Source organism: Azoarcus sp. DN11 (assembly GCF_003628555.1).
Lineage (GTDB): Bacteria > Pseudomonadota > Gammaproteobacteria > Burkholderiales > Rhodocyclaceae > Aromatoleum.
The window spans coordinates 4194728-4218213 of record NZ_CP021731.1; the positions used below are offsets into that span (position 1 = coordinate 4194728).

The 23486-nt window shown below is 62.1% G+C and carries 24 protein-coding genes and 4 tRNA genes; all 28 read right to left on the reverse strand.

All coding sequences use genetic code 11. The features are described from left to right. Positions 1 to 102: 102 nt before the first annotated feature. The 28 genes from rpsQ to CDA09_RS19640 all read right to left on the reverse strand — a co-directional run bounded on the left by rpsQ (position 103) and on the right by CDA09_RS19640 (position 23345). Entirely contained in the window at positions 103 to 372 is a 270-nt protein-coding gene (rpsQ, locus tag CDA09_RS19505) for a 30S ribosomal protein S17 (RefSeq protein WP_018987831.1), read from the reverse strand. Further along, positions 369 to 563, reverse strand: a complete 195-nt coding sequence (gene rpmC, locus CDA09_RS19510; RefSeq protein ID WP_121430166.1) for a 50S ribosomal protein L29 — start codon at positions 561 to 563, stop codon at positions 369 to 371. The genes rpsQ and rpmC overlap by 4 nt, the downstream gene beginning before the upstream one ends. Before the next feature lie 2 nt (positions 564 to 565). After that, positions 566 to 979 carry a 50S ribosomal protein L16 gene (rplP, locus tag CDA09_RS19515; protein ID WP_121430950.1) on the reverse strand — a complete coding sequence of 138 codons (414 nt, stop codon included), beginning with the start codon at positions 977 to 979 and terminating at the stop codon, positions 566 to 568. Then, positions 979 to 1773 (reverse strand): 30S ribosomal protein S3, encoded by a 795-nt coding sequence (rpsC, locus tag CDA09_RS19520; protein WP_121430167.1) that lies wholly within the window; start codon positions 1771 to 1773, stop codon positions 979 to 981. Before rpsC ends, rplP begins: the two co-directional genes overlap by 1 nt. A 9-nt stretch (positions 1774 to 1782) precedes the next feature. Beyond that, entirely contained in the window at positions 1783 to 2112 is a 330-nt protein-coding gene (gene rplV, locus CDA09_RS19525; RefSeq protein WP_121430168.1) for a 50S ribosomal protein L22, read from the reverse strand. 9 nt (positions 2113 to 2121) lie between these two features. Beyond that, positions 2122 to 2397, reverse strand: a complete 276-nt coding sequence (gene rpsS / locus CDA09_RS19530; RefSeq protein ID WP_053420931.1) for a 30S ribosomal protein S19 — start codon at positions 2395 to 2397, stop codon at positions 2122 to 2124. 10 nt (positions 2398 to 2407) lie between these two features. Beyond that, entirely contained in the window at positions 2408 to 3235 is an 828-nt protein-coding gene (gene rplB, locus CDA09_RS19535) for a 50S ribosomal protein L2 (RefSeq protein ID WP_121430169.1), read from the reverse strand. 5 nt (positions 3236 to 3240) lie between these two features. Next, positions 3241 to 3546 carry a 50S ribosomal protein L23 gene (gene rplW / locus CDA09_RS19540; protein ID WP_121430170.1) on the reverse strand — a complete coding sequence of 102 codons (306 nt, stop codon included), beginning with the start codon at positions 3544 to 3546 and terminating at the stop codon, positions 3241 to 3243. Next, on the reverse strand, positions 3543 to 4163 hold the full coding sequence (gene rplD / locus CDA09_RS19545) for a 50S ribosomal protein L4 (protein WP_121430171.1): 621 nt from the start codon (positions 4161 to 4163) through the stop codon (positions 3543 to 3545). The genes rplW and rplD overlap by 4 nt, the downstream gene beginning before the upstream one ends. Before the next feature lie 11 nt (positions 4164 to 4174). Further along, positions 4175 to 4819 (reverse strand): 50S ribosomal protein L3, encoded by a 645-nt coding sequence (rplC, locus tag CDA09_RS19550; protein WP_121430172.1) that lies wholly within the window; start codon positions 4817 to 4819, stop codon positions 4175 to 4177. 114 nt (positions 4820 to 4933) lie between these two features. Further along, on the reverse strand, positions 4934 to 5245 hold the full coding sequence (gene rpsJ / locus CDA09_RS19555; protein WP_018987821.1) for a 30S ribosomal protein S10: 312 nt from the start codon (positions 5243 to 5245) through the stop codon (positions 4934 to 4936). 64 nt (positions 5246 to 5309) lie between these two features. Beyond that, the gene (gene tuf, locus CDA09_RS19560) at positions 5310 to 6500 is read right to left on the reverse strand and encodes an elongation factor Tu (protein WP_121430173.1); all 1191 of its coding nucleotides are present in this window, start codon (positions 6498 to 6500) and stop codon (positions 5310 to 5312) included. A gap of 25 nt (positions 6501 to 6525) precedes the next feature. Next, positions 6526 to 8625, reverse strand: a complete 2100-nt coding sequence (gene fusA / locus CDA09_RS19565; protein WP_121430174.1) for an elongation factor G — start codon at positions 8623 to 8625, stop codon at positions 6526 to 6528. Between the two features lie 107 nt (positions 8626 to 8732). Further along, positions 8733 to 9203, reverse strand: a complete 471-nt coding sequence (gene rpsG / locus CDA09_RS19570) for a 30S ribosomal protein S7 (protein WP_121430175.1) — start codon at positions 9201 to 9203, stop codon at positions 8733 to 8735. A gap of 32 nt (positions 9204 to 9235) precedes the next feature. Beyond that, positions 9236 to 9613, reverse strand: coding sequence for a 30S ribosomal protein S12 (gene rpsL / locus CDA09_RS19575; RefSeq protein ID WP_018987817.1), 378 nt, complete (start codon positions 9611 to 9613; stop codon positions 9236 to 9238). 131 nt (positions 9614 to 9744) lie between these two features. Further along, positions 9745 to 13971 carry a DNA-directed RNA polymerase subunit beta' gene (gene rpoC, locus CDA09_RS19580; protein ID WP_121430176.1) on the reverse strand — a complete coding sequence of 1409 codons (4227 nt, stop codon included), beginning with the start codon at positions 13969 to 13971 and terminating at the stop codon, positions 9745 to 9747. A gap of 41 nt (positions 13972 to 14012) precedes the next feature. Then, the gene (gene rpoB / locus CDA09_RS19585) at positions 14013 to 18146 is read right to left on the reverse strand and encodes a DNA-directed RNA polymerase subunit beta (protein WP_121430177.1); all 4134 of its coding nucleotides are present in this window, start codon (positions 18144 to 18146) and stop codon (positions 14013 to 14015) included. Between the two features lie 177 nt (positions 18147 to 18323). Beyond that, a complete protein-coding gene (gene rplL, locus CDA09_RS19590; RefSeq protein ID WP_121430178.1) occupies positions 18324 to 18698 on the reverse strand; it encodes a 50S ribosomal protein L7/L12 in 375 nt (124 codons plus the stop codon). A gap of 39 nt (positions 18699 to 18737) precedes the next feature. Further along, positions 18738 to 19238 carry a 50S ribosomal protein L10 gene (gene rplJ / locus CDA09_RS19595; protein ID WP_018987813.1) on the reverse strand — a complete coding sequence of 167 codons (501 nt, stop codon included), beginning with the start codon at positions 19236 to 19238 and terminating at the stop codon, positions 18738 to 18740. 235 nt (positions 19239 to 19473) lie between these two features. Then, a complete protein-coding gene (gene rplA / locus CDA09_RS19600; RefSeq protein WP_121430179.1) occupies positions 19474 to 20172 on the reverse strand; it encodes a 50S ribosomal protein L1 in 699 nt (232 codons plus the stop codon). Between the two features lie 2 nt (positions 20173 to 20174). After that, positions 20175 to 20606: a 50S ribosomal protein L11 gene (gene rplK / locus CDA09_RS19605; RefSeq protein ID WP_076604504.1), complete on the reverse strand. Its 432-nt coding sequence runs from the start codon at positions 20604 to 20606 to the stop codon at positions 20175 to 20177. 104 nt (positions 20607 to 20710) lie between these two features. Then, a complete protein-coding gene (gene nusG / locus CDA09_RS19610; protein WP_076604503.1) occupies positions 20711 to 21244 on the reverse strand; it encodes a transcription termination/antitermination protein NusG in 534 nt (177 codons plus the stop codon). A 2-nt stretch (positions 21245 to 21246) separates the two neighbouring features. Then, on the reverse strand, positions 21247 to 21594 hold the full coding sequence (secE, locus tag CDA09_RS19615; RefSeq protein WP_121430180.1) for a preprotein translocase subunit SecE: 348 nt from the start codon (positions 21592 to 21594) through the stop codon (positions 21247 to 21249). A gap of 27 nt (positions 21595 to 21621) precedes the next feature. After that, a tRNA-Trp gene (locus tag CDA09_RS19620) sits at positions 21622 to 21697 on the reverse strand. A 64-nt stretch (positions 21698 to 21761) separates the two neighbouring features. Further along, complete coding sequence (gene tuf, locus CDA09_RS19625) at positions 21762 to 22952, reverse strand: elongation factor Tu (RefSeq protein WP_121430173.1); 1191 nt, start codon at positions 22950 to 22952, stop codon at positions 21762 to 21764. A 68-nt stretch (positions 22953 to 23020) separates the two neighbouring features. Next, positions 23021 to 23095, reverse strand: a tRNA-Thr gene (locus CDA09_RS19630). Between the two features lie 26 nt (positions 23096 to 23121). Further along, positions 23122 to 23195 (reverse strand) — tRNA-Gly (locus CDA09_RS19635). A gap of 65 nt (positions 23196 to 23260) precedes the next feature. Then, positions 23261 to 23345 (reverse strand) — tRNA-Tyr (locus tag CDA09_RS19640). Positions 23346 to 23486: the final 141 nt, after the last annotated feature.

Below are 23486 nucleotides of genomic sequence, written 5' to 3' on the forward strand. Positions count from 1 at the left end.
CCCGTACGGGTAGGGAGCCCCGAAGAGCGAAAAGCAAAGAAAGAAAATTATAACAGCTTGGCAGTTACCTGCCAAGCTGTCCGCTGATAAACCGTACTTTTATCAGATAACGCGTGCTTTCTCGAGCACCTTTGCGACGCGCCAGGACTTGGTCTTGGAAATCGGACGGCATTCCTCGATCTCAACCAGGTCGCCGGCAGCGGCGATGCCGCCTTCGACGTGTGCATGATACTTCGCCGACCGCGTAATCACCTTGCCGTACAGTTCGTGCTTGACGCGACGCTCGACCAGCACGGTCACCGTGTTCTGCATCTTGTCGCTGACGACACGGCCGACAAGGGCGCGACGCACTTTTTCGATTTGTTCGCTCATTTCTGCCCTGCCTTTTCACGCAGAAGGGTACGCACGCGAGCGATGTCGCGACGAACCTTTCCGAGTTGGCTCGTGTTGCCGAGCTGCTGCGTAGCCAGCTGCATGCGCAGCGAGAACTGCGCCTTCAGCAGCTCAAGCAGTTCCTGATTCAATTCACCGGCGCTCTTTGCGCGGAGTTCACTCGCTTTCATGATTACCCCAACTGACGGTGAACAAACACGGTCTCGAGCGGCAGCTTCGCAGCAGCGAGGCGGAACGCTTCGCGCGCCAGCGCTTCGTCGACACCGTCCATCTCGTACAGCACTTTGCCCGGCTGGATCTCGGCGACCCAGTACTCAGGGTTACCCTTGCCGTTACCCATACGGACTTCCGCAGGCTTCTTCGAGATCGGCTTGTCCGGGAAGATACGGATCCAGATGCGACCGCCACGTTTGATGTGACGGGTCATCGCACGGCGCGCCGACTCGATCTGGCGCGCGGTAAGACGGCCGCGGCCGATAGCCTTGAGACCGTACTCGCCGAAGCTGACCTTCGCACCGCGCGTCGCGACGCCGGTGTTGCGCCCCTTCTGCTCCTTACGATATTTCCTTCTCGTCGGCTGCAGCATCATTCACCCCTGCTATCTTGCGGCTGCTTGGCCTGGCCTTCGGCTCCACCCCTGCGAGCAGGACGGCGGCCGGGACGGCCCTCGCCACCTTCGGCACCACGCGGAGCACCGCGACGGCCACGGCGAGCCTCGTTTTCGTTCTCGACGACGACCGGACGCTCATTGCGGCCGAGCATCTCGCCCTTGTAGACCCAAACCTTGATGCCGATGATGCCGTAGGTCGTGCTCGCTTCCGACACGCCATAGTCGATGTCGGCGCGCAGCGTGTGCAGCGGCACGCGGCCTTCACGGTACCACTCGGTACGGGCGATTTCCGCGCCGTTCAGGCGACCCGCGCTCATGATCTTGATGCCCTGCGCCCCCAGACGCATGGCGTTCTGCATCGCGCGCTTCATCGCGCGACGGAACATGATGCGCTTCTCGAGCTGCTGGGCGATCGAATCGGCGATCAGCTTGGCGTCGACCTCCGGCTTGCGAACTTCCTCGATATTGACGTGCACCGGCACGCCCATGATCTTCTGCAGTTCGCGCTTCAGCAGTTCGATGTCCTCGCCCTTCTTGCCGATCACGACACCCGGACGCGCACTGAACAGGGTGATCCGGGCGTTCTTGGCCGGACGCTCGATGACGATGCGGCCGACGGACGCGTGCGCGAGCTTCTTCTTAAGGAAGTCACGGACCTTGATGTCCTCGTGCAGCATCTTGGAGTAGTCGCGGCTCCCGGCGAACCAGCGCGAACTCCAGTCACGGGTGACCGCAAGACGGAATCCGGTCGGATGAATTTTCTGACCCATAATTACCCCTTATTCCCCGACGGTCACGTAGACATGGCAGGTCGGCTTGAGGATGCGGTTACCGCGCCCTTTCGCGCGCGCCGTAAAGCGCTTCAGCGACGTACCTTCCTCGACGTAGATCGTCTTCACCTTCAGGGTGTCGATGTCTGCGCCTTCATTATGTTCGGCATTGGCGATCGCCGACTCGACGACCTTGCGGATGATCTGCGCGCCTTTCTTCGGCGAGAAGGCGAGAATATTCAGGGCCTGATCAACCGGCTTGCCCCGCACCTGGTCGGCCACCAGACGGCCCTTCTGGGCCGACAGGCGAACGCCACGGAGGATTGCTTTGGTTTCCATGGTGGCTCCTTACCTCTTTGCCTTCTTGCTCGCGGCGTGACCCTTGAACGTACGGGTCAGCGCAAACTCGCCGAGCTTGTGACCGACCATGTTCTCGGAAACGAACACCGGAACGTGCTGGCGGCCGTTATGCACCGCGATCGTCAGACCGACGAAGTCGGGCAGCACCGTCGAACGGCGCGACCACGTCTTGATCGGACGCTTGTCGTTGCTCGCCCGGACGGCGTCGACCTTCTTGAGCAGGTGCGCGTCGACAAACGGGCCTTTTTTAATAGAACGTGCCATCTGTTACCCCTTAACGCTTGTGACGACGCTGCACGATCATGGTATCGGTGCGCTTGTTGCTGCGCGTGCGATAGCCCTTGGCCGGCTGGCCCCACGGGCTCCGCGGCACACCACCTTCGCCGGTACGGCCTTCGCCGCCGCCGTGCGGGTGATCAACCGGGTTCATCGCCACACCGCGAACGGTCGGACGAATACCACGCCAGCGATTCGCACCGGCCTTGCCGATCTTGCGCAGACCGTGCTCTTCATTGCCCACCACGCCAATCGCGGCGCGGCATTCGACATGCACGCGACGGACTTCGCCGGAGCGCAACCGAATCTGGGCGTAGGCGCCTTCACGCGCCAGGAGCTGCACCGAAGTACCGGCTGCACGCGCGATCTGCGCGCCCTTGCCCGGCATCATTTCGACGCAGTGGATCGTCGAACCGACCGGAATGTTGCGGATCGGCAGAACGTTGCCCGGCTTGATCGGAGCTTCAGCGCCGCTCATGACCGGCTGACCAACTTCCAGACCCTTCGGGGCGATGATGTACGCACGTTCGCCATCTGCGTAGCAGATCAGGGCGATGTTCGCCGAACGGTTCGGGTCGTACTCGATGCGCTCGACGCGCGCTACGATCCCGTCCTTGTTGCGACGAAAATCCACCAGGCGGTAGTGTTGCTTGTGACCACCGCCCTGGTGACGAACGGTGATATGGCCGTTGTTGTTACGGCCGGCATTCTTCGACTGCTTTTCGACCAAGGAGGCGAGCGGGCGGCCTTTGTACAGGTCGGCGTTCACAACCTTGACCATCGCGCGACGGCCGGCAGACGTAGGCTTGAGTTTTACCAGTGCCATGACTATTACTCCCCGGCCGCGAAGTTGATTTCCTGGCCCGGCTTCAGGCACACGAAGGCTTTCTTCCAGCCCTTGCGACGCCCCATCGTCTTGCCGAAGCGCTTGACCTTACCCTTCACGTTCGCGATCTGGACCGACTTGACCTCGACCTTGAACAGCAGCTCGACCGCAGCCTTCACTTCAGGCTTCGTTGCGCACGACGCAACCTTGAACACGACCTGCTCGTTCTTGTCGGCAACGTACGTTGCCTTTTCGGAGATCTGGGGCGCGAGCAGCACCTGCATCAGACGCTCTTGGCTAAATCCGCTCATTGCCAGGTCTCCTCCATCTTGGCCAACGCCCCCTTGGTCACGATCACGCGATCGTAGTGCACCAGGGACACCGGATCCGTCTCGCTGACCTCGAGCACCAGCACCTTGTGCAGGTTGCGCGACGACAGGAACAGGTTCTCGTCGAACTGATCCGTGATCACGAGCACGGAGTCCAACCCCATGCCCTTCAGCTTCTGCGACAGAAGCTTGGTTTTCGGCGCTTCGACGCTGAAATTCTCGACCACCGCCAGACGATCCTCGCGAGCGAGCTGCGACAGGATCGACGCGACGCCGGCGCGGTACATCTTGCGATTCAGTTTCTGGGTGAAGTTCTCGTCGGGCGAATTCGCGAAGATCCGACCACCACCACGCCACAGCGGACTCGACGCCCTACCGGCACGCGCGCGGCCGGTACCCTTCTGGCGCCACGGCTTGCGCGTCGATTTGGCAATTTCGGAGCGCCCCTTCTGCGCGCGGTCGCCCGAGCGCGCGTTCGCCATATAGGCAACGACCACCTGGTGAATCAGCGCCTCGTTATAGTCGCGCCCGAACAGCGCATCAGAAGCCTGCAGCATTGCCGCCTGCACACCCTGATCGTTCAATAGTTTAAGTTCCATTACGACCTCGCTCAGCCACGGGCCTTGACCGCGGGACGAACGATCACGTCGCCACCCTTGGACCCAGGAACAGCCCCCTTGACCAGGAGCAACTGACGCTCGACATCGACACGAACCACTTCGAGGCTCTGCGTCGTGCGGGTCACGTTGCCATACTGGCCAGCCATCCGCTTACCCGGAAAAACACGACCCGGGTCCTGCGCCATACCGATCGAACCCGGCGCGTTATGCGACACCGAGTTACCGTGCGACGCGCGGTTCGACGAGAAATTGTGACGCTTGATGACACCCGAAAAGCCCTTACCGATCGACATACCGGTCACATCGACCTTCTGCCCGACCGCAAAGAGCTCCACGCTGATCACGTCACCTGCCTTGAGACTGGCCAACTGACCCGGCTCGACCGTGAATTCGCGAAGGGTGTGACCGGCTTCGACGCCAGCCTTGGCGAGATGCCCGGCGAGCGCCTTATTGACGCGGCTCGCACGGCGCTTGCCGAAAGCCACCTGAACCGCGGCATAACCGTCGCTTTCAGGCGTCTTGACTTGGGTAACGCGGTTGTTGGCAACATCAAGCACCGTCACCGGGACACTACGACCGTCCTCGGCGAAAATGCGAGTCATGCCAACCTTGCGTCCTACAAGGCCTAGACTCATTTTCTTCTCCTGATCCCCGGTTACGATTGACCGGGCCCTATCACATGAATTGCGCCAAAAGACGCAAAGGCCGGATTATACCGGCCTCTTTGAAAACTCCGCAAGCTCGGGAGCTTACTGCAGCTTGATCTCGACGTCGACACCCGCAGGCAGATCCAGCTTCATCAGTGCGTCGACCGTCTTGTCGGTCGGATCGATGATGTCCATCAGACGCTGGTGGGTGCGAATTTCGAACTGGTCGCGCGAGGTCTTGTTGACGTGCGGCGAACGCAGAAGGTCGAAGCGCTCGATGCGCGTCGGCAGCGGCACGGGGCCACGAACAACGGCACCGGTACGCTTGGCGGTATCGACGATCTCGAGGGCCGATTGGTCGATCAGACGGTAGTCGAATGCCTTCAGACGGATCCGAATCTTCTGGTTTTGCATGTTGCAGTCCTTTAAAGAGCAAAAACCCCGGGGCGAGTGGCCCCGGGGAGATTAGTCGAAACGATTACTCGATGATCTTTGCGACGACACCGGCACCGACAGTACGACCGCCTTCGCGGATCGCGAAGCGCAGACCTTCTTCCATGGCGATCGGTGCCAGCAGCTTCACCGTGATCGACACGTTGTCGCCCGGCATGACCATCTCGGTGCCTTCGGGCAGCGCGATCGAACCGGTCACGTCGGTCGTACGGAAGTAGAACTGCGGACGGTAGTTGTTGAAGAACGGGGTGTGACGACCACCCTCTTCCTTCGACAGCACGTACACTTCGCCCGTGAAGTGGGTGTGCGGCTTGATCGAGCCCGGCTTGCACAGGACCTGACCACGCTCAACATCTTCACGCTTGGTGCCGCGCAGCAGCACGCCGACGTTGTCACCCGCCTGCCCCTGGTCAAGCAGCTTGCGGAACATTTCGACGCCAGTGCAGATGGTCTTGACCGTGGGCTTGATGCCGACGATTTCGACTTCTTCACCGACCTTGACGACGCCACGCTCGACACGGCCGGTTACGACGGTACCGCGACCCGAGATCGAGAACACGTCTTCGATCGGCAGCAGGAAGGGCTTGTCGATCGCACGCTCCGGGGTCGGGATGTACGAGTCGAGCGCATCGGCCAGCGCCATGATCGCGCCTTCGCCCAGATCGCTCTTGTCGCCTTCGATCGCCTTCAGCGCCGAGCCCTTGACGATGGGAATGTCGTCGCCCGGGAAGTCGTACTTCGACAGCAGTTCGCGCACTTCCATCTCGACGAGCTCGAGCAGCTCGGCGTCGTCGACCATGTCGCACTTGTTCATGAACACGATGATGTACGGCACACCGACCTGACGGGCGAGCAGGATGTGCTCGCGGGTCTGCGGCATCGGGCCGTCGGCGGCCGACACAACGAGGATCGCGCCGTCCATCTGCGCGGCGCCGGTGATCATGTTCTTCACATAGTCGGCATGGCCCGGGCAGTCGACGTGGGCGTAGTGACGGGTCGCGGTTTCGTACTCGACGTGCGCGGTGTTGATCGTGATGCCGCGCGCCTTTTCTTCCGGCGCCGCGTCGATCTGGTCGTAGGCCTTCGCCTCGCCGCCGAACTTCGTCGACAGGATCGTCGTGATCGCCGCGGTCAGGGTCGTCTTGCCATGGTCAACGTGGCCGATCGTCCCAACGTTTACGTGCGGTTTCGTCCGCTCAAACTTGCCTTTTGCCATTGTGAGAATCCTCGCTTGAGTTCTATTACTTGCTACGATTGCTGATCACCGCCTCCGCAACGCTCTTCGGCGCCTCGGAGTAGTGCTTGAATTCCATCGAGTACGTTGCGCGACCCTGCGTAAGCGAACGCAGCTGCGTCGCGTAGCCGAACATCTCGGCCAGCGGCACTTCGGCTTTCACTTCCTTCATGCCGCCAGGCAGGTCGTCCATACCCTGAACGATGCCGCGACGACCGGAAAGGTCGCCCATGACGTTACCCATGTAATCCTCGGGCGTCTCGACAACCACCGCCATCATCGGCTCGAGCAGCACCGGACTTGCCTTGCGCATCGCGTCCTTGAACGCCATCGACGCGGCCATCTTGAATGCGTTTTCGTTCGAGTCAACGTCGTGGTACGAACCATCGAACAGGGTGACCTTCACGTCGACCACCGGGAAGCCGGCCAGCACGCCGTTCGGCAACGTTTCCTGCAGGCCCTTGTCGACTGCCGGGATGTATTCGCGCGGAACCACACCGCCCTTGATCGCATCCACGAATTCATAGCCCTTGCCGGCTTCGTTCGGCTCGAGCTTGATCCACACGTGACCGAACTGGCCGCGACCGCCGGACTGCTTGACGAACTTGCCTTCCTGTTCGACCGCCTTGCGGATCGCTTCGCGGTAGGCAACCTGCGGGGCGCCGACGTTCGCCTCGACGTTGAATTCGCGCTTCATGCGGTCGACGATGATCTCGAGGTGCAGCTCGCCCATCCCCGAGATGATCGTCTGACCGGACTCCTCGTCGGTACGCACGCGGAAGGACGGATCCTCGGCAGCCAGGCGGCCCAGCGCGATACCCATCTTTTCCTGGTCGCTCTTGGTCTTCGGCTCCACAGCGACGTGAATCACCGGATCCGGGAAGACCATGCGCTCGAGGATAATCGGTGCGCTCGGATCGCACAGCGTCTCGCCCGTGGTCACTTCCTTCAGACCCACGCAAGCAGCGATGTCACCCGCGAGAACCTCCTTGATCTCATGACGCTCGTTGGCGTGCATCTGGAGAATGCGTCCGATGCGCTCCTTCTTGCTCTTGACCGAGTTCAGCACAGTCTCGCCCGACTGCAGAACACCGGAGTACACGCGCACGAAAGTCAGCTGACCGACAAACGGGTCGGTCATCAGCTTGAATGCGAGCGCCGAGAACTTTTCTGCGTCGTCGGCTTTGCGCGACACCGGCTGATCGTCGTCGTCCACACCGGCGACCGGCGGGATATCAACCGGCGACGGCAGCAGTTCGATGACGGCGTCGAGCATGCGCTGCACGCCCTTGTTCTTGAACGCAGTGCCGCACAACATCGGCTGGATTTCGCACGCGATCGTGCGGGAACGCAGACCGGCGTTGATCTTCTCGATCGGCAGATCACCGTTCTCGAGATATTCATTCATCAGCTCTTCGCTGGCTTCGGCCGCGGCCTCGACCATCTTCTCGCGCCACTCGGCAGCATCGGCCTGCAGTTCGGCGGGAACGTCGCGATACTCGAACTTCATGCCCTGACTGGCTTCGTCCCAGTAGATCGCCTTCATCCGCGCGAGATCGACCACACCTGCAAAGGACTCCTCTGCGCCGATCGGAATGACGATCGGCACCGGGTTCGCCTTGAGGCGGGTACGCATCTGCTCGTACACCTTGAAGAAGTTCGCGCCCTGACGGTCCATCTTGTTCACGAACGCAAGACGAGGCACCTTGTACTTGGTAGCCTGACGCCACACGGTTTCCGACTGCGGCTGAACGCCGCCGACCGCGCAGTAGACCATGCAGGCACCATCGAGCACCCGCATCGAACGCTCGACCTCGATCGTGAAGTCGACGTGTCCCGGGGTGTCGATGATGTTGAAGCGATGCTCGGGGAACGACAGGTCCATCCCCTTCCAGAAGCAGGTGGTTGCGGCCGAGGTAATCGTGATACCCCGCTCCTGCTCCTGCTCCATCCAGTCCATGGTCGCCGCGCCATCATGAACTTCACCGATCTTGTGGTTAACACCGGTGTAAAAAAGAATGCGCTCGGTCGTCGTTGTCTTGCCGGCGTCGATGTGAGCGGAGATACCGATGTTGCGGTAGCGCTCAATGGGAGTCTTGCGAGCCACGGTTTATCCTGCCTTCCAGAATTCGCGCAGGGCGCGAAAGTCCAAGTGTCGTATTACAAAACAATCGAGCCCTTGCCAGGGCCCGATTTACCGCCGCATTAAATTTCTTAGAAGCGGTAGTGCGAGAAGGCCTTGTTCGCCTCGGCCATGCGGTGCACTTCTTCGCGCTTCTTCATCGCAGCGCCACGACCTTCCGCGGCCTCGAGGAGCTCACCAGCCAAGCGCTGAGCCATCGACTTCTCGGCGCGCTTGCGGGCGGCTTCGCGCAGCCAGCGCATCGACAGCGCCATGCGGCGCGACGGACGCACTTCGACGGGAACCTGGTAGTTCGCGCCACCGACGCGGCGGCTCTTGACTTCAACCACCGGCTTGACGTTCGCAACAGCCGACGAGAAGATCTCGAGCGGATCCTTGCCCGCCTTGCCCGAGATATGCTCGAACGCACCATAGACGATGCGCTCGGCAACGGACTTCTTGCCGGACTGCATGATCACGTTGATGAACTTGGAAACATCCTGCGAACCGAACTTCGGATCCGGCAGGATTTCACGTTTGGGTACTTCGCGACGACGGGGCATGACAACCTCTAGCTATTTCTGAAAGCCGACAATTAGGACTTCTTCGGGCGCTTTGCGCCGTACTTCGAGCGCGACTGCTTACGATCCTTGACGCCCTGAAGGTCAAGAGAGCCGCGCACGATGTGATAACGCACACCCGGCAAGTCCTTCACACGACCACCGCGAATCAGGACCACGGAGTGCTCCTGAAGGTTATGACCCTCGCCGCCGATGTACGAGATCACTTCGAAACCGTTTGTCAGACGAACCTTCGCCACTTTACGCAGCGCGGAGTTCGGCTTTTTCGGCGTCGTGGTATAGACGCGGGTGCAGACGCCGCGCTTTTGCGGGCAGGCGTCGAGCGCCGGCACTTTGCTCTTTACGACTGCAAGTTGCCGGGGCTTGCGGACGAGCTGATTAATTGTTGGCATAGCTTGAGAATTTTCCATTATACCGAGGCAGCCCCAAAGGCCGCCCCGGGCGGTTGATTCCGGCTGAGGCTGACTACGATTGGTCAGTCCACAAAAAGAGGCCGGATGTTATCCCGACAGGCCAGCGAAAGTCAACCGGCCTGCACATCTTGCGAGACGCCATCGGGCACTTCCGACGGTTGTTCTTGCATCGCCGCCCATGCATGCTCGGCTGCGAGATCCTCGCCCGCCGACTGCGCCCGGCGGTTGCGGTGGTACGCCATGCCGGTACCGGCGGGAATGAGCCGGCCGACAATGACGTTTTCCTTGAGCCCGCGCAGTTCGTCGCGCTTGCCCATGATGGCCGCTTCGGTCAGCACGCGCGTCGTTTCCTGGAAGGACGCGGCGGAGATGAACGAATCGGTCGACAACGATGCCTTCGTGATACCCAGCAGGATGTTCTGATAGTGGCCCGCCAGCTTGCCGTCGGCTTCGACACGGTCGTTCTCGTCGAGCACTTCCGAACGTTCGACCTGCTCCTCGCGGATGAACTTGGTGTCACCCGCGTCGGTGATGACCACGCGGCGCAGCATCTGACGGACGATCACCTCGATGTGCTTGTCGTTGATCTTCACGCCCTGCAGACGGTACACGTCCTGGACTTCGTCGATGATGTAGCGCGCGAGCGCCTCGATGCCCTGCAGACGGAGGATATCGTGCGGGTCGGCCGGGCCGTCGACGATCAGTTCGCCCTTGTTGACGACCTGGCCGTCGTGCACCATCACGTGCTTGTCCTTCGGAATCAGGAACTCGTGCGCGGTGCCGTCGGCTTCGGTGATCACCAGGCGCTGCTTGCCCTTGGTGTCCTTGCCGAACGAAACCGTGCCGGTGTATTCGGCGAGCACCCCGGCATCCTTGGGCGGACGCGCTTCGAAGAGTTCCGCCACGCGCGGCAGACCGCCGGTGATGTCGCGGGTCTTGGCGGATTCCTGCGGGATACGCGCCAGAATGTCGCCGACGCTGACAACCTGACCATCCTTGACGGTAATCAGCGAACCGACCTGGAAGGTGATCGCCACCGAATGGTCGGTGCCTGCGATCTTCACTTCCTCGCCGCTCTCGTCGAGCAGCTTGACCTGCGGACGCACGCCCTTCGACGACGAACCCGCCTTGCGCTTGCCATCGATGACGACCAGAGTCGACAGACCTGTCACTTCATCGATCTGCTTGGCAACGGTCGCACCTTCCTCGACGTTCTCGAATTTCACGGTACCGGCGTATTCCGTGACGATCGGGCGGGTATGCGGATCCCAGGTCGCGAGCATCACGCCGGCCTTGATGGCGGCGCCGTCATCGACCAGCAGCGTTGCACCATAGGGGAGCTTGTGGCGCTCGCGCTCGCGGCCCATGTCGTCGGCGACGACGATCTCCGCCGAGCGGGCGATGATGACCTTCTCCCCCTTGGCGTTCGAAACGTAGCGCATGTTGCCGGCAAAGCGGATGGTACCGGCCGACTTCGACTCGACACCGCTCGCGGCGGCAGCTCGCGACGCCGCACCACCGACGTGGAAGGTCCGCATCGTGAGCTGCGTACCCGGCTCGCCGATCGACTGCGCGGCGATGACACCGACCGCCTCGCCGACGTTGACCAGATTGCCGCGACCGAGGTCGCGCCCGTAGCACTTGCCACACAGGCCGTAGCGGGTCTCGCAGGTCAGTGCAGTGCGCACCTTCACTTCGTCGATGCCGAGGCTCTCGATCAGATCGACCGCGTTCTCGTCGAGCAGCGTGCCGGCCTCCATGACCGTTTCCTGCGAATCGGGGTTGACGATGTCCTCGGCGCAAACACGGCCGAGGATGCGATCGCGCAGCGGCTCGATGACTTCGCCGCCCTCGATCAACGCCTTCATCACGAAGCCGTCACGCGTGCCGCAATCATCTTCGGTGACGACCAGATCCTGGGTCACGTCGACCAGGCGACGGGTCAGGTAGCCGGAGTTCGCGGTCTTCAGCGCGGTATCGGCCAGACCCTTACGGGCGCCGTGGGTCGAGATGAAGTACTGCAGAACGTTCAGCCCTTCACGGAAGTTCGTCGTGATCGGGGTCTCGATGATGGAGCCGTCCGGCTTCGCCATCAGGCCGCGCATGCCGGCGAGCTGACGGATCTGCGCGGCCGAACCGCGCGCACCCGAGTCCGCCATCATGTAGATGGAGTTGAACGACTCCTGCTTGACTGTCTCGCCCTTGCGGTTGACGACGTCTTCCTGGCCGAGTTGGTCCATCATCGCCTTGGCGACCTGGTCACCGGCGCGGCCCCAGATATCGACCACCTTGTTGTAGCGCTCGCCGTCGGTCACAAGGCCCGACGTGTACTGCCGGGCGATTTCCTTCACTTCCTGCTCGGCGGCGTGGATCAGCGAATCCTTCAGGTTCGGGACGAGCATGTCCTTGACCGCGATCGAGATACCGGCGCGGGTCGCCAGACGGAAGCCGAACTGCATCAGCTTGTCGGCAAACACGACGGTTTCCTTCAAGCCGCAACGACGGAACGACGCGTTGATCAGCCTGGAAATTTCCTTCTTCTTCAGCGGCTTGTCGATCACGCTGAAGGGAAGGCCCGGCGGCAGGATCTCGGACAGCATGGCGCGGCCGGCCGTCGTGTTGTAGCGGGTGATCTTCTCGCGGCGTTCGCCGTCGGCGCCGACTTCGATCTCCTTCAGGCGGACCGAGACACGGGCGTGGAGCGACAGCTGCTTCGACTCGTAGGCGCGCTTGAGCTCGCCCACGTCGGACAGGGCCATGCCTTCGCCGAGCACGTTGACGCCTTCGCGGGTCGCGTAGTACAGGCCCAGGACGATGTCCTGCGACGGGACGATGATCGGCTCGCCGTTCGCGGGCGACAGCACGTTGTTCGACGCGAGCATCAGCGTGCGTGCTTCCATCTGCGCCTCGAGCGACAGCGGCACGTGGACGGCCATCTGGTCGCCGTCGAAGTCGGCGTTGAACGCGACGCAGACGAGCGGGTGCAGCTGGATCGCCTTGCCTTCGATCAGCACCGGCTCGAACGCCTGGATACCGAGGCGGTGCAGGGTCGGCGCGCGGTTCAGCATGACCGGATGCTCGCGGATGACCTCTTCGAGGATATCCCAGACCACCGGCTCCTGGCCCTCGACCATCTTCTTCGCCTGCTTGATGGTCGTCGCCAGCCCCATCAGCTCCAGCTTGTTGAAGATGAAGGGCTTGAAGAGCTCGAGCGCCATCAGCTTCGGCAGGCCGCACTGATGGAGCTTCAGCTGCGGACCGACGACGATGACCGAACGGCCCGAGTAGTCGACGCGCTTGCCCAGCAGGTTCTGACGGAAGCGACCGCCCTTGCCCTTGATCATGTCGGCGAGCGACTTGAGCGGGCGCTTGTTCGCCCCGGTCATCGCCTTGCCGCGGCGGCCGTTGTCGAGCAGCGAGTCGACGGCTTCCTGCAGCATGCGCTTCTCGTTGCGCACGATGATTTCCGGCGCCTTCAGCTCCAGCAGGCGCTTCAGGCGGTTGTTGCGATTGATGACGCGACGATAGAGGTCGTTCAGGTCGGAGGTCGCGAAACGGCCGCCATCCAGGGGCACCAGCGGACGCAGGTCCGGCGGCAGCACCGGCAGGACCTCGAGAATCATCCATTCGGGCTTGATGCCGGACTGCTGGAAGGCTTCGAGCACCTTGAGGCGCTTCGAGAACTTCTTGATCTTGGCTTCGGAGTTGGTGGTCTCGAGTTCCCCGCGCAGCTTCTCAATCTCGAGCTGGATGTCGAGCGTGCGCAACAGGCCGCGGATGCCCTCGGCGCCCATCAGCGCGTCGAATTCGTCGCCATACTCCTCGACCTTCGCGAGGTAGTCGTCCTCGGTCAGGAGTTGACCACGGTTGAGCGGGGTCATACCCGGCTCGACGACGACAAAGGCTTCGAAGTACAGCACGCGCTCGATGTCGCGCAGGGTCATGTCGAGCACCATGCCGAGACGGCTCGGCAGGCTCTTCAGGAACCAGATGTGGGCGGTCGGGCTGGCGAGCTCGATGTGCGCCATGCGCTCACGGCGCACTTTCGACAGCGTCACTTCGACGCCGCACTTCTCGCAGATCACGCCGCGATGCTTGAGCCGCTTGTACTTGCCGCACAGGCATTCGTAATCCTTCACCGGCCCGAAGATCTTGGCGCAGAAGAGGCCGTCGCGCTCGGGCTTGAAGGTGCGATAGTTGATGGTCTCGGGCTTCTTGACCTCGCCGTAGGACCACGAGCGGATCTTGTCCGGCGACGCGAGGCCGATCGTGATCGCATCGAACTGGTCTTCGTTCGGCAGGGTTTGCTTGAACAGGTCAGCGAGCAGGCTTTTCATTAATCACTCCGTCCGGGTGGCTTGATGGGCATTCACCCGGTTCAGTACGTGTCCAGATCGATGTCGATCGCGAGCGAGCGGATTTCCTTCACCAGCACGTTGAAGGACTCGGGCATGCCCGCGTCGATCTTGTGCTCGCCCTTGACGATGCTTTCGTACACCTTGGTACGGCCGGTCACGTCGTCGGACTTCACGGTGAGCATTTCCTGCAGCGTGTAGGCGGCGCCGTAGGCCTCGAGCGCCCACACTTCCATTTCGCCGAAACGCTGGCCGCCGAATTGCGCCTTGCCGCCCAGCGGCTGCTGCGTGACGAGCGAATACGGGCCGGTGGAACGCGCGTGCATCTTGTCGTCGACGAGGTGGTGCAGCTTGAGCACGTGCTTGTAGCCGACGGTGACCTTGCGATCGAAGGCTTCGCCGGTGCGGCCGTCGTACAGCGTGACCTGGCCGCCGGACTCGATGCCGGCCAGCGCGAACATCGCCTCGATCTCCTCTTCCTTCGCACCGTCGAACACCGGCGTCGCGAACGGCACCCCCTTGCGCAGGTTCGACGCGAGTTCGACCACTTCCCGGTCGTCGAGGGTGTCGAGCGCCTCCGGCCGACCCTTCGTGTTGTAGATCTGCTCGAGCAGGCCCCGAATCTCGGCAGCGGCGGCATTCGACCGCACCATCTCGCCGATCTTGTTGCCAAGCGCCTTCGCCGCCCAGCCCAGATGCGTCTCGAGGATCTGGCCGATGTTCATACGCGACGGAACGCCGAGCGGGTTCAGCACGATGTCGACCGGCGTGCCGTCGGCCATGTGCGGCATGTCCTCGATCGGAACGATGCGCGACACGACGCCCTTGTTGCCGTGGCGGCCCGCCATCTTGTCGCCGGGCTGCAGGCGGCGCTTCACGGCGAGGTAGACCTTCACCATCTTCTGCACGCCCGGGGGTAATTCGTCACCCTGGGTGAGCTTCTTCTTCTTGATCTCGAAGGCCTGCTCGAAGTCCTTGCGGGTTTTCTCCAGACCTTCGCGCACCGCTTCGAGCTGCGCCGCCAGTTCCTCGTCCGCCATGCGGATGTCGAACCAGTGGTAGAACTCGAGCGAGTCGAGGTATTCGCCGGTGATCTCGGCGCCCTTCGCCAGCTTCTTCGGACCGCCGTTGGCCTTCTGGCCGGTGATCAGACGGCGGATACGTGCGAAGGCGTCGCGTTCGACGATGCGCATCTGGTCCGCGAGGTCGGTCTTGAAGCTGCGCAGCATGTCGTCGATGATCGACTGCGCGCGCTTGTCGCGCTCGATGCCTTCGCGCGTGAACACCTGCACGTCGATGACGGTGCCGTTCATGCCCGAAGGCACGCGCAGCGAGGTGTCCTTCACATCCGAGGCCTTCTCGCCGAAGATCGCGCGCAGCAGCTTCTCTTCCGGCGTCAGCTGGGTTTCGCCCTTCGGCGTGACCTTGCCGACCAGCACGTCGCCCGCATCGACTTCGGCGCCGATGTAGACGATGCCCGACTCGTCGAGGCGCGACAGCTGCGCTTCGCCCAGCGACGCGATGTCGCGGGTGATTTCCTCGGGTCCGAGCTTGGTGTCGCGCGCGACGACGGTGAGTTCCTCGATGTGGATCGAGGTGAAGCGGTCTTCGGCGACGACGCGCTCGGAGATGAGGATCGAGTCCTCGAAGTTGTAGCCGTTCCACGGCATGAACGCGACCAGCATGTTCTGGCCGAGCGCGAGTTCGCCCAGGTCGGTCGAGGCACCGTCGGCGATGACGTCGCCCCTGCCGATCAGGTCACCGACCTTCACGATCGGACGCTGGTTGATGTTCGTGTTCTGGTTCGAGCGCGTGTACTTGATCATGTTGTAGATGTCGACGCCGACTTCGCCCGCGAGGGTCTCATCGTCGTTGACACGCACCACGATCCGGTTGGCATCGACATAGTCGACAACGCCGCCACGCATCGCCTGCACGGCGGTGCCGGAGTCGACGGCGACGGTACGCTCGATGCCGGTGCCCACCAGCGGCTTCTCGGGACGCAGGCAGGGAACCGCCTGACGCTGCATGTTCGCGCCCATCAGCGCGCGGTTCGCGTCGTCGTGCTCGAGGAACGGAATCAGCGAAGCCGCGACCGACACGATCTGGCCCGGCGCGACGTCCATGTACTGGACCTGGTCCGCCGTCGCCAACAGGAATTCGCCCTTGTGCCGGCACGACACGAGGTCACCCTGCAGCGAACCATCTTCGCCGACGTCGGCGTTCGCCTGCGCGATCACGTACTGGCCTTCCTCGATCGCGGAGAGGAAGTCGATCTGATCGGTGACCTTGCCATCGGTAACCTTGCGGTACGGCGTCTCGAGGAAGCCGTGGCGGTTGGTCTGGGCATACACCGCGAGCGAGTTGATCAGGCCGATGTTCGGGCCTTCCGGCGTCTCGATCGGGCACACGCGGCCGTAGTGCGTCGGATGCACGTCGCGCACCTCGAAACCGGCGCGCTCGCGCGTCAGACCGCCCGGGCCGAGAGCCGACACACGACGCTTGTGCGTGATCTCGGACAGCGGGTTGGTCTGGTCCATGAACTGCGACAACTGACTCGATCCGAAGAATTCCTTGATCGCGGCCGAAATCGGCTTCGCGTTGATCAGGTCGTGCGGCATCAGGTTGTCCGACTCAGCCTGCGACAGGCGCTCCTTGACGGCGCGCTCGACACGGACGAGGCCCGCGCGGAACTGGTTTTCGGCGAGTTCGCCGACCGAGCGCACACGCCGGTTGCCGAGATGGTCGATGTCATCGATCTCGCCGCGACCGTTGCGCAGCTCGACGAGCACGCCCATCACCGCGAGGATGTCTTCGTTCGACAGCGTCGCCGGGCCCTCTTCTCCGCGGGCGCCGACCGCCCCGTAGAAGCGCTTGAGCCAGCCCGGTGCCTTGTCTTCGATTTTTTCCGGATAGGCGCGGCGGTTGAACTTCATGCGGCCGACCGACGACAGGTCGTAACGCTCTTCCGCATAGAAGAGCCCCTGGAACAGTGCCTCGACCGCTTCCTCGGTGGGAGGCTCGCCCGGGCGCATCATGCGGTAGATCGCGACGCGCGCGGCCCACTGGTCGGCCGTCTCGTCGATGCGCAGCGTCTGCGAAATGTACGGACCGCGATCGAGGTCATTGACGAACAGGGTCTGCAGCTCCTTGACGGCTGCATCGCGCAGCTTGCCGAGCAGATCTTCCGTGATCTCGTCGTTGGCGCGCGCGATCAGTTCGCCGGTTTCGGGATCGACGACGTTACGGGCGATGATCCGCCCCAGCAAGAACTCCTCCGGCACGACCATCGTCTTGATGCCGGCCTGTTCGATCTCGCGGATGTGCTTCGCGGTAATGCGCTTGTCGCGCGCGACGATGATCCTACCCGAATCGTCGGTGATGTCGAACTTCGCGACGTCACCGCGCAGGCGATCGGGCACCAGTTCGAAGGCAATCTCTTCGCCCTTGAGCTGGAACGTGTCGAAATCGTGGAAAGTGTCGAGGATCTGCTCGGGCGTCATGCCGATCGCGCGCAGCAGGATCGTCGCAGGCATCTTGCGGCGGCGGTCGACGCGGAAGAACAGGCAGTCCTTCGGGTCGAACTCGAAGTCGAGCCACGAGCCGCGGTAGGGGATGATGCGCGCCGAGAAGAGCAGCTTGCCGGACGAATGGGTCTTGCCCCGGTCGTGCTCGAAGAACACACCCGGCGAACGGTGCAGCTGCGAGACGATGACGCGCTCGGTGCCGTTGATCACGAACGAACCGGTAGAGGTCATGAGCGGGATCTCGCCCATGTACACCTCCTGCTCCTTGACTTCCTTCACCGTCTCCTTGGGCGCGTCGCGGTCGAGAATGACCAGGCGCACGCGCGCGCGCAGCGGCGAAGCAAAGGTCAGGCCGCGCTGCTGACATTCCTTGACGTCGAACGCCGGCTCACCAAGCATGTACTGGACGAATTCAAGCCGCGCGTTCCCGCTGTGGCTGACGATCGGGAAAATCGACGTAAAGGCGGCCTGCAAGCCCTGGTTCAGGCGCGACATCGGCGGCGTTTCAGCCTGCAGGAACGAAGCGAAGGATTCGATCTGGGTGGCGAGAAGGAAAGGGACGTTCAGCACTGTCGCGCGCTTGGCGAAACTCTTGCGGATACGTTTCTTTTCGGTGTAGGAATACGCCATGGATGCTCCGGGTAGAGGTCGGACGTCAAAGAGACAGAACACAGCGTCCCGAGGAGTTCGGGCCAGGCGATAGGCTAATAGACACCATATCTCGCGCTGGGTTCTGCCTTCTTGGATTCACAAAGCACGAAAGGGCTGGCGCCCGAACGAGCGCCAGCCCCGAGAGACAACTCGGTATTACTTGATCTCGACCTTCGCGCCGGCGTCTTCCAGCTGCTTCTTGATCGCTTCGGCGTCGGCCTTCGGTGCGCCTTCCTTGACGGTCTTCGGTGCGCCGTCGACGAGGTCCTTGGCTTCCTTCAGGCCCAGGCCGGTAGCAGCACGCACGACCTTGATGACCTCGACCTTCTTGTCGCCGGCTGCAAGCAGCACGACATCGAATTCGGTCTTCTCTTCGGCAGCCGGAGCAGCAGCGCCGCCAGCCGGAGCAGCAACTGCCATCGCAGCGGCGGAAACGCCAAACTTCTCTTCGAACGCCTTCACGAGGTCGTTCAGTTCCATAACGGTCATCGAGCCAACGGCTTCGAGGATGTCTTCTTTGCTGATTGCCATGTCAAATCACTCCTAAATCGAAACTTTTTCGGAAAACGGTCAGGCAGCTGCCTCTTCCTCGCGCTTCTTGGCGAGGGCGGCCATCGCGCAAGCGAAGCCGGAAACCGGCGCCTGCATGACGCCCAGCAGCGTGGCGAGCAACTCTTCGCGGCTCGGGATCGACGCGAGCGCCTGCACGCCGGCCTTGTCGAGCGTCTTGCCCGCGTAGGAACCGGCCTTGAGCACCAGCTTGTCGTTGCCCTTGGCGAAGTCGTTCAGCACCTTGGCTGCGGAAACCGGATCTTCCGAAATGCCATAGATCAGCGGACCGGTCAGCTGATCCGACAACCCGGCGAACGGGGTTTCGGCGATCGCACGGCGCACCAGGGTATTCTTCAGCACACGCAGGTACACGCCAGCTTCGCGGGCCTTCGCACGCAGCACAGTGAGATCACCCACTTCAATGCCGCGATACTCGGCCACCGCGATGGTCTGAGCGTTGGCCACCTGTGCCGACACCTCTGCCACTACGGCTTTCTTGTCATCAAGATTGAGACCCACAGGTCTGTCCTCCTTTCAAGTCCACACGCGAACCACACGAGCGGTTCGCACCCACGGCGACCTGGATCAGGAGCGCGGCCGACAAATCAGCCAGAATCCTGTTCTGGGCACACCGTCTGCGCAGGCCGTCCTTAAACGCTTAAGCGATCGCCGAAACGATCGCACCTGCGGTCTTTGACGATCCGCTCCGCCGCCTGCGCGGCGGAACGTCCCAAAGTTCTTTCCTGCAACCCGATCAGGCTGCGACGATGCTTGCCGGTTCGACGCGCACGCCAGCACCCATGGTGCTCGACACCGCGACGCGGCGCAGGTAAATACCCTTCGCAGCCGCCGGCTTGGCCTTCTGCAGCGCTTCGATCAGCGCGCCGAGGTTCTGCTGCAGCGCTTCGACCGAGAACGACGCACGACCGATCGTCGCGTGCACGATGCCGGCCTTGTCGGTGCGGTACTGGACCTGACCAGCCTTGGCGTTCTTGACGGCGGTGGTGACGTCCATGGTCACTGTGCCAACCTTCGGGTTCGGCATCAGGCCGCGCGGACCGAGGATCTGGCCCAGTTGGCCAACGACGCGCATGGCGTCCGGCGTGGCGATACACAGATCGAAATCGATCGTACCGGCCTTCACCTGCTCGGCGAGATCGTCGAAGCCGACGACGTCGGCACCTGCGGCGCGAGCGGCTTCAGCCTTGTCGCCCTGGGCGAACACGGCAACGCGCACCGACTTGCCAGTACCCGCGGGCAGCACGACGGAGCCGCGCACGACCTGGTCCGATTTGCGCGCATCGACGCCGAGATTCACGGAAATGTCGACCGACTCGTCAAACTTGGCGGTCGCGCACTCTTTCACCAGCGCGAGGGCGTCGGCGACGGGATAGACGCGGTTGGGGTCAACCTTGGCGCGCAGCGCCTGAACTCGTTTCGAAAGCTTCGCCATGATTACAGCCCCTCCACCGTGATGCCCATGCTGCGCGCGGAACCGGCGATGGTGCGCACGGCGGCGTCCATGTTCGCCGCGGTCAGATCAGGCATCTTGGCCTTGGCGATCTCTTCGACCTGAGCACGCGTGATCGAGCCGACCTTGTCGGTATGCGGCTTCGGCGAACCCTTCTGGATCTTCGCTGCCTTCTTGATGAGGACCGTCGCGGGCGGGGTCTTCATGATGAAGGTGAAGCTCTTGTCCGCGTAGGCGGTGATCACCACGGGGATCGGCAGACCGGGCTCCATGCCCTGGGTCTTGGCGTTGAACGCCTTGCAGAATTCCATGATGTTCAGACCACGCTGACCGAGCGCCGGGCCGATCGGGGGACTGGGGTTGGCTTTACCAGCTGGCACTTGCAGCTTGATATAGCCGATGATCTTCTTTGCCATCGCGGCTAGCTCCTGTTATGAGTGCAAACGCGCCGACAATTGCCGGCGCTCCTCCTGTCTGCCCGCGCGCGGCGGGCGTTTTCGGGCCTTGCGGCCCACCTGCATCAGGTCTTTTCGACCTGACTGAAATCCAGCTCGACCGGCGTGGCACGACCGAAAATCGTGACCATCACGCGCAGCTTGCTCTTGTCGTAGTTGACGTCTTCCACGGACCCGTGGAAATCGGTGAAGGGGCCTTCCTTGACGCGCACGACCTCGCCAAGTTCCCACAGCACTTTCGGACGCGGCTTGTCGACGCCTTCCTGCATCTGCTGCATGATCTTCTCGACTTCCTTCTCGGAAATCGGCGTCGGCTTGTTGGCGGTACCGCCAACAAACCCGGTGACCTTGGGCGTCGACTTGACCAGGTGCCAGCTCTCGTCGTTCATGTCCATCTCGACGAGCACGTAGCCGGGAAAGAACTTCCGCTCGGAAATGCTTTTCTGGCCACTCTTCATCTCGATGACTTCTTCGACGGGAACGAGGATCTGCCCGAAGGAATCCTGCATCCCGGCACGCGCAATGCGTTCCACGAGCGCGCGTTGAACGGACTTCTCGAAGCCCGAATAGGCATGCACCACGTACCAGCGCTTCGTCATGATTACTTCCAGCCCAGGATAAGGTCGTAGAGGACCCACTCGAGGCTCTTGTCAGTCAGCCACAGAAAAACCGCCATCACCACGGCGAAGGCGAACACCATTCCGGTCGTCTGCACCGTCTCCTTGCGCGAAGGCCACACGACCTTCTTCGCCTCGGTGATCGCCTCGCGCGCGAACTCGACGAAACGACGCCCGGGCTCGGACTGCCACGCAACCGCAGCTCCGGCCGCAACACCAGCCAGAACCGACAGCACGCGGAACACCATCGCTTGCTCGGAAAGCAGATAGAAGCCGACGACGCCGGCTGCAAGCAGGGCGAGAGCCAGCGCGAACTTGATCTTATCGGCCATCTGGATAGAGAGAACCACGAATTTGAGTGGCAGGGGCAGAGGGAATCGAACCCCCAACCTTCGGTTTTGGAGACCGACGCTCTGCCAATTGAGCTATACCCCTGCAGCAGAGACTACAAGGCGCCCCGACTAGCGAGACGCCCTCGATCAGGCAATCGCTACAGCAATTACTCGATAATCTTGGCGACGACACCGGCGCCGACAGTACGACCGCCTTCGCGGATCGCGAAGCGCAGACCTTCTTCCATGGCGATCGGTGCCAGCAGCTTCACCGTGATCGACACGTTGTCGCCCGGCATGACCATCTCGGTGCCTTCGGGCAGCGCGATCGAACCGGTCACGTCAGTCGTACGGAAGTAGAACTGCGGACGGTAGTTGTTGAAGAACGGGGTGTGACGACCACCCTCTTCCTTCGACAGCACGTACACTTCGCCCGTGAAGTGGGTGTGCGGCTTGATCGAGCCCGGCTTGCACAGGACCTGACCACGCTCAACGTCTTCACGCTTGGTGCCGCGCAGCAGCACGCCGACGTTGTCACCCGCCTGCCCCTGGTCAAGCAGCTTGCGGAACATTTCGACGCCAGTGCAGATGGTCTTGACCGTGGGCTTGATGCCGACGATTTCGACTTCTTCACCGACCTTGACGACGCCACGCTCGACACGGCCGGTTACGACGGTACCGCGACCCGAGATCGAGAACACGTCTTCGATCGGCAGCAGGAAGGGCTTGTCGATCGCACGCTCCGGGGTCGGGATGTACGAGTCGAGCGCATCGGCCAGCGCCATGATCGCACCTTCGCCCAGATCGCTCTTGTCGCCTTCGATCGCCTTCAGCGCCGAGCCCTTGACGATGGGAATGTCGTCGCCCGGGAAGTCGTACTTCGACAGCAGTTCGCGCACTTCCATCTCGACGAGCTCGAGCAGCTCGGCGTCGTCGACCATGTCGCACTTGTTCATGAACACGATGATGTACGGCACACCGACCTGACGGGCGAGCAGGATGTGCTCGCGGGTCTGCGGCATCGGGCCGTCGGCGGCCGACACAACGAGGATCGCGCCGTCCATCTGCGCGGCGCCGGTGATCATGTTCTTCACATAGTCGGCGTGGCCCGGGCAGTCGACGTGGGCGTAGTGACGGGTCGCGGTTTCGTACTCGACGTGCGCGGTGTTGATCGTGATGCCGCGCGCCTTTTCTTCCGGCGCCGCGTCGATCTGGTCGTAGGCCTTCGCCTCGCCGCCGAACTTCGTCGACAGGATCGTCGTGATCGCCGCGGTCAGGGTCGTCTTGCCATGGTCAACGTGGCCGATCGTCCCAACGTTTACGTGCGGTTTCGTCCGCTCAAACTTACCCTTAGCCATGCCAGTACCTCTTTGACAGAATCAGAAAACCGGACCGAACAGATCGACCACAACAACGCGAAAAGCCGTGGTGCCCATGACGTGGATTGAACACGTGGCCTCTCCCTTACCAAGGGAGTGCTCTACCACTGAGCTACATGGGCTCCGTAAAACTCAAGCACACCAAGCCTGGAGCGGGTGAAGGGAATCGAACCCTCGTCATAAGCTTGGAAGGCTTCTGCTCTACCATTGAGCTACACCCGCATACAACGCAGACGATACGTCTTTGCACCCTGACCAACCCGAACAACGAGCCGATCACAGAAACTTGGTGGAGGGGGAAGGATTCGAACCTTCGAAGGCAGTGCCGTCAGATTTACAGTCTGATCCCTTTGACCGCTCGGGAACCCCTCCAAGCGAAGACGCGCACTATAGGGGATGATTACGCGTGTGTCAAACACCACATGAGCTTTTTTGCAAAGGGCGATTCCCCGACCACGGCCTGAACGGGAATGCGGCAGTGCGACGTGCCGTGACGTGGCAAATGGGTGAAGA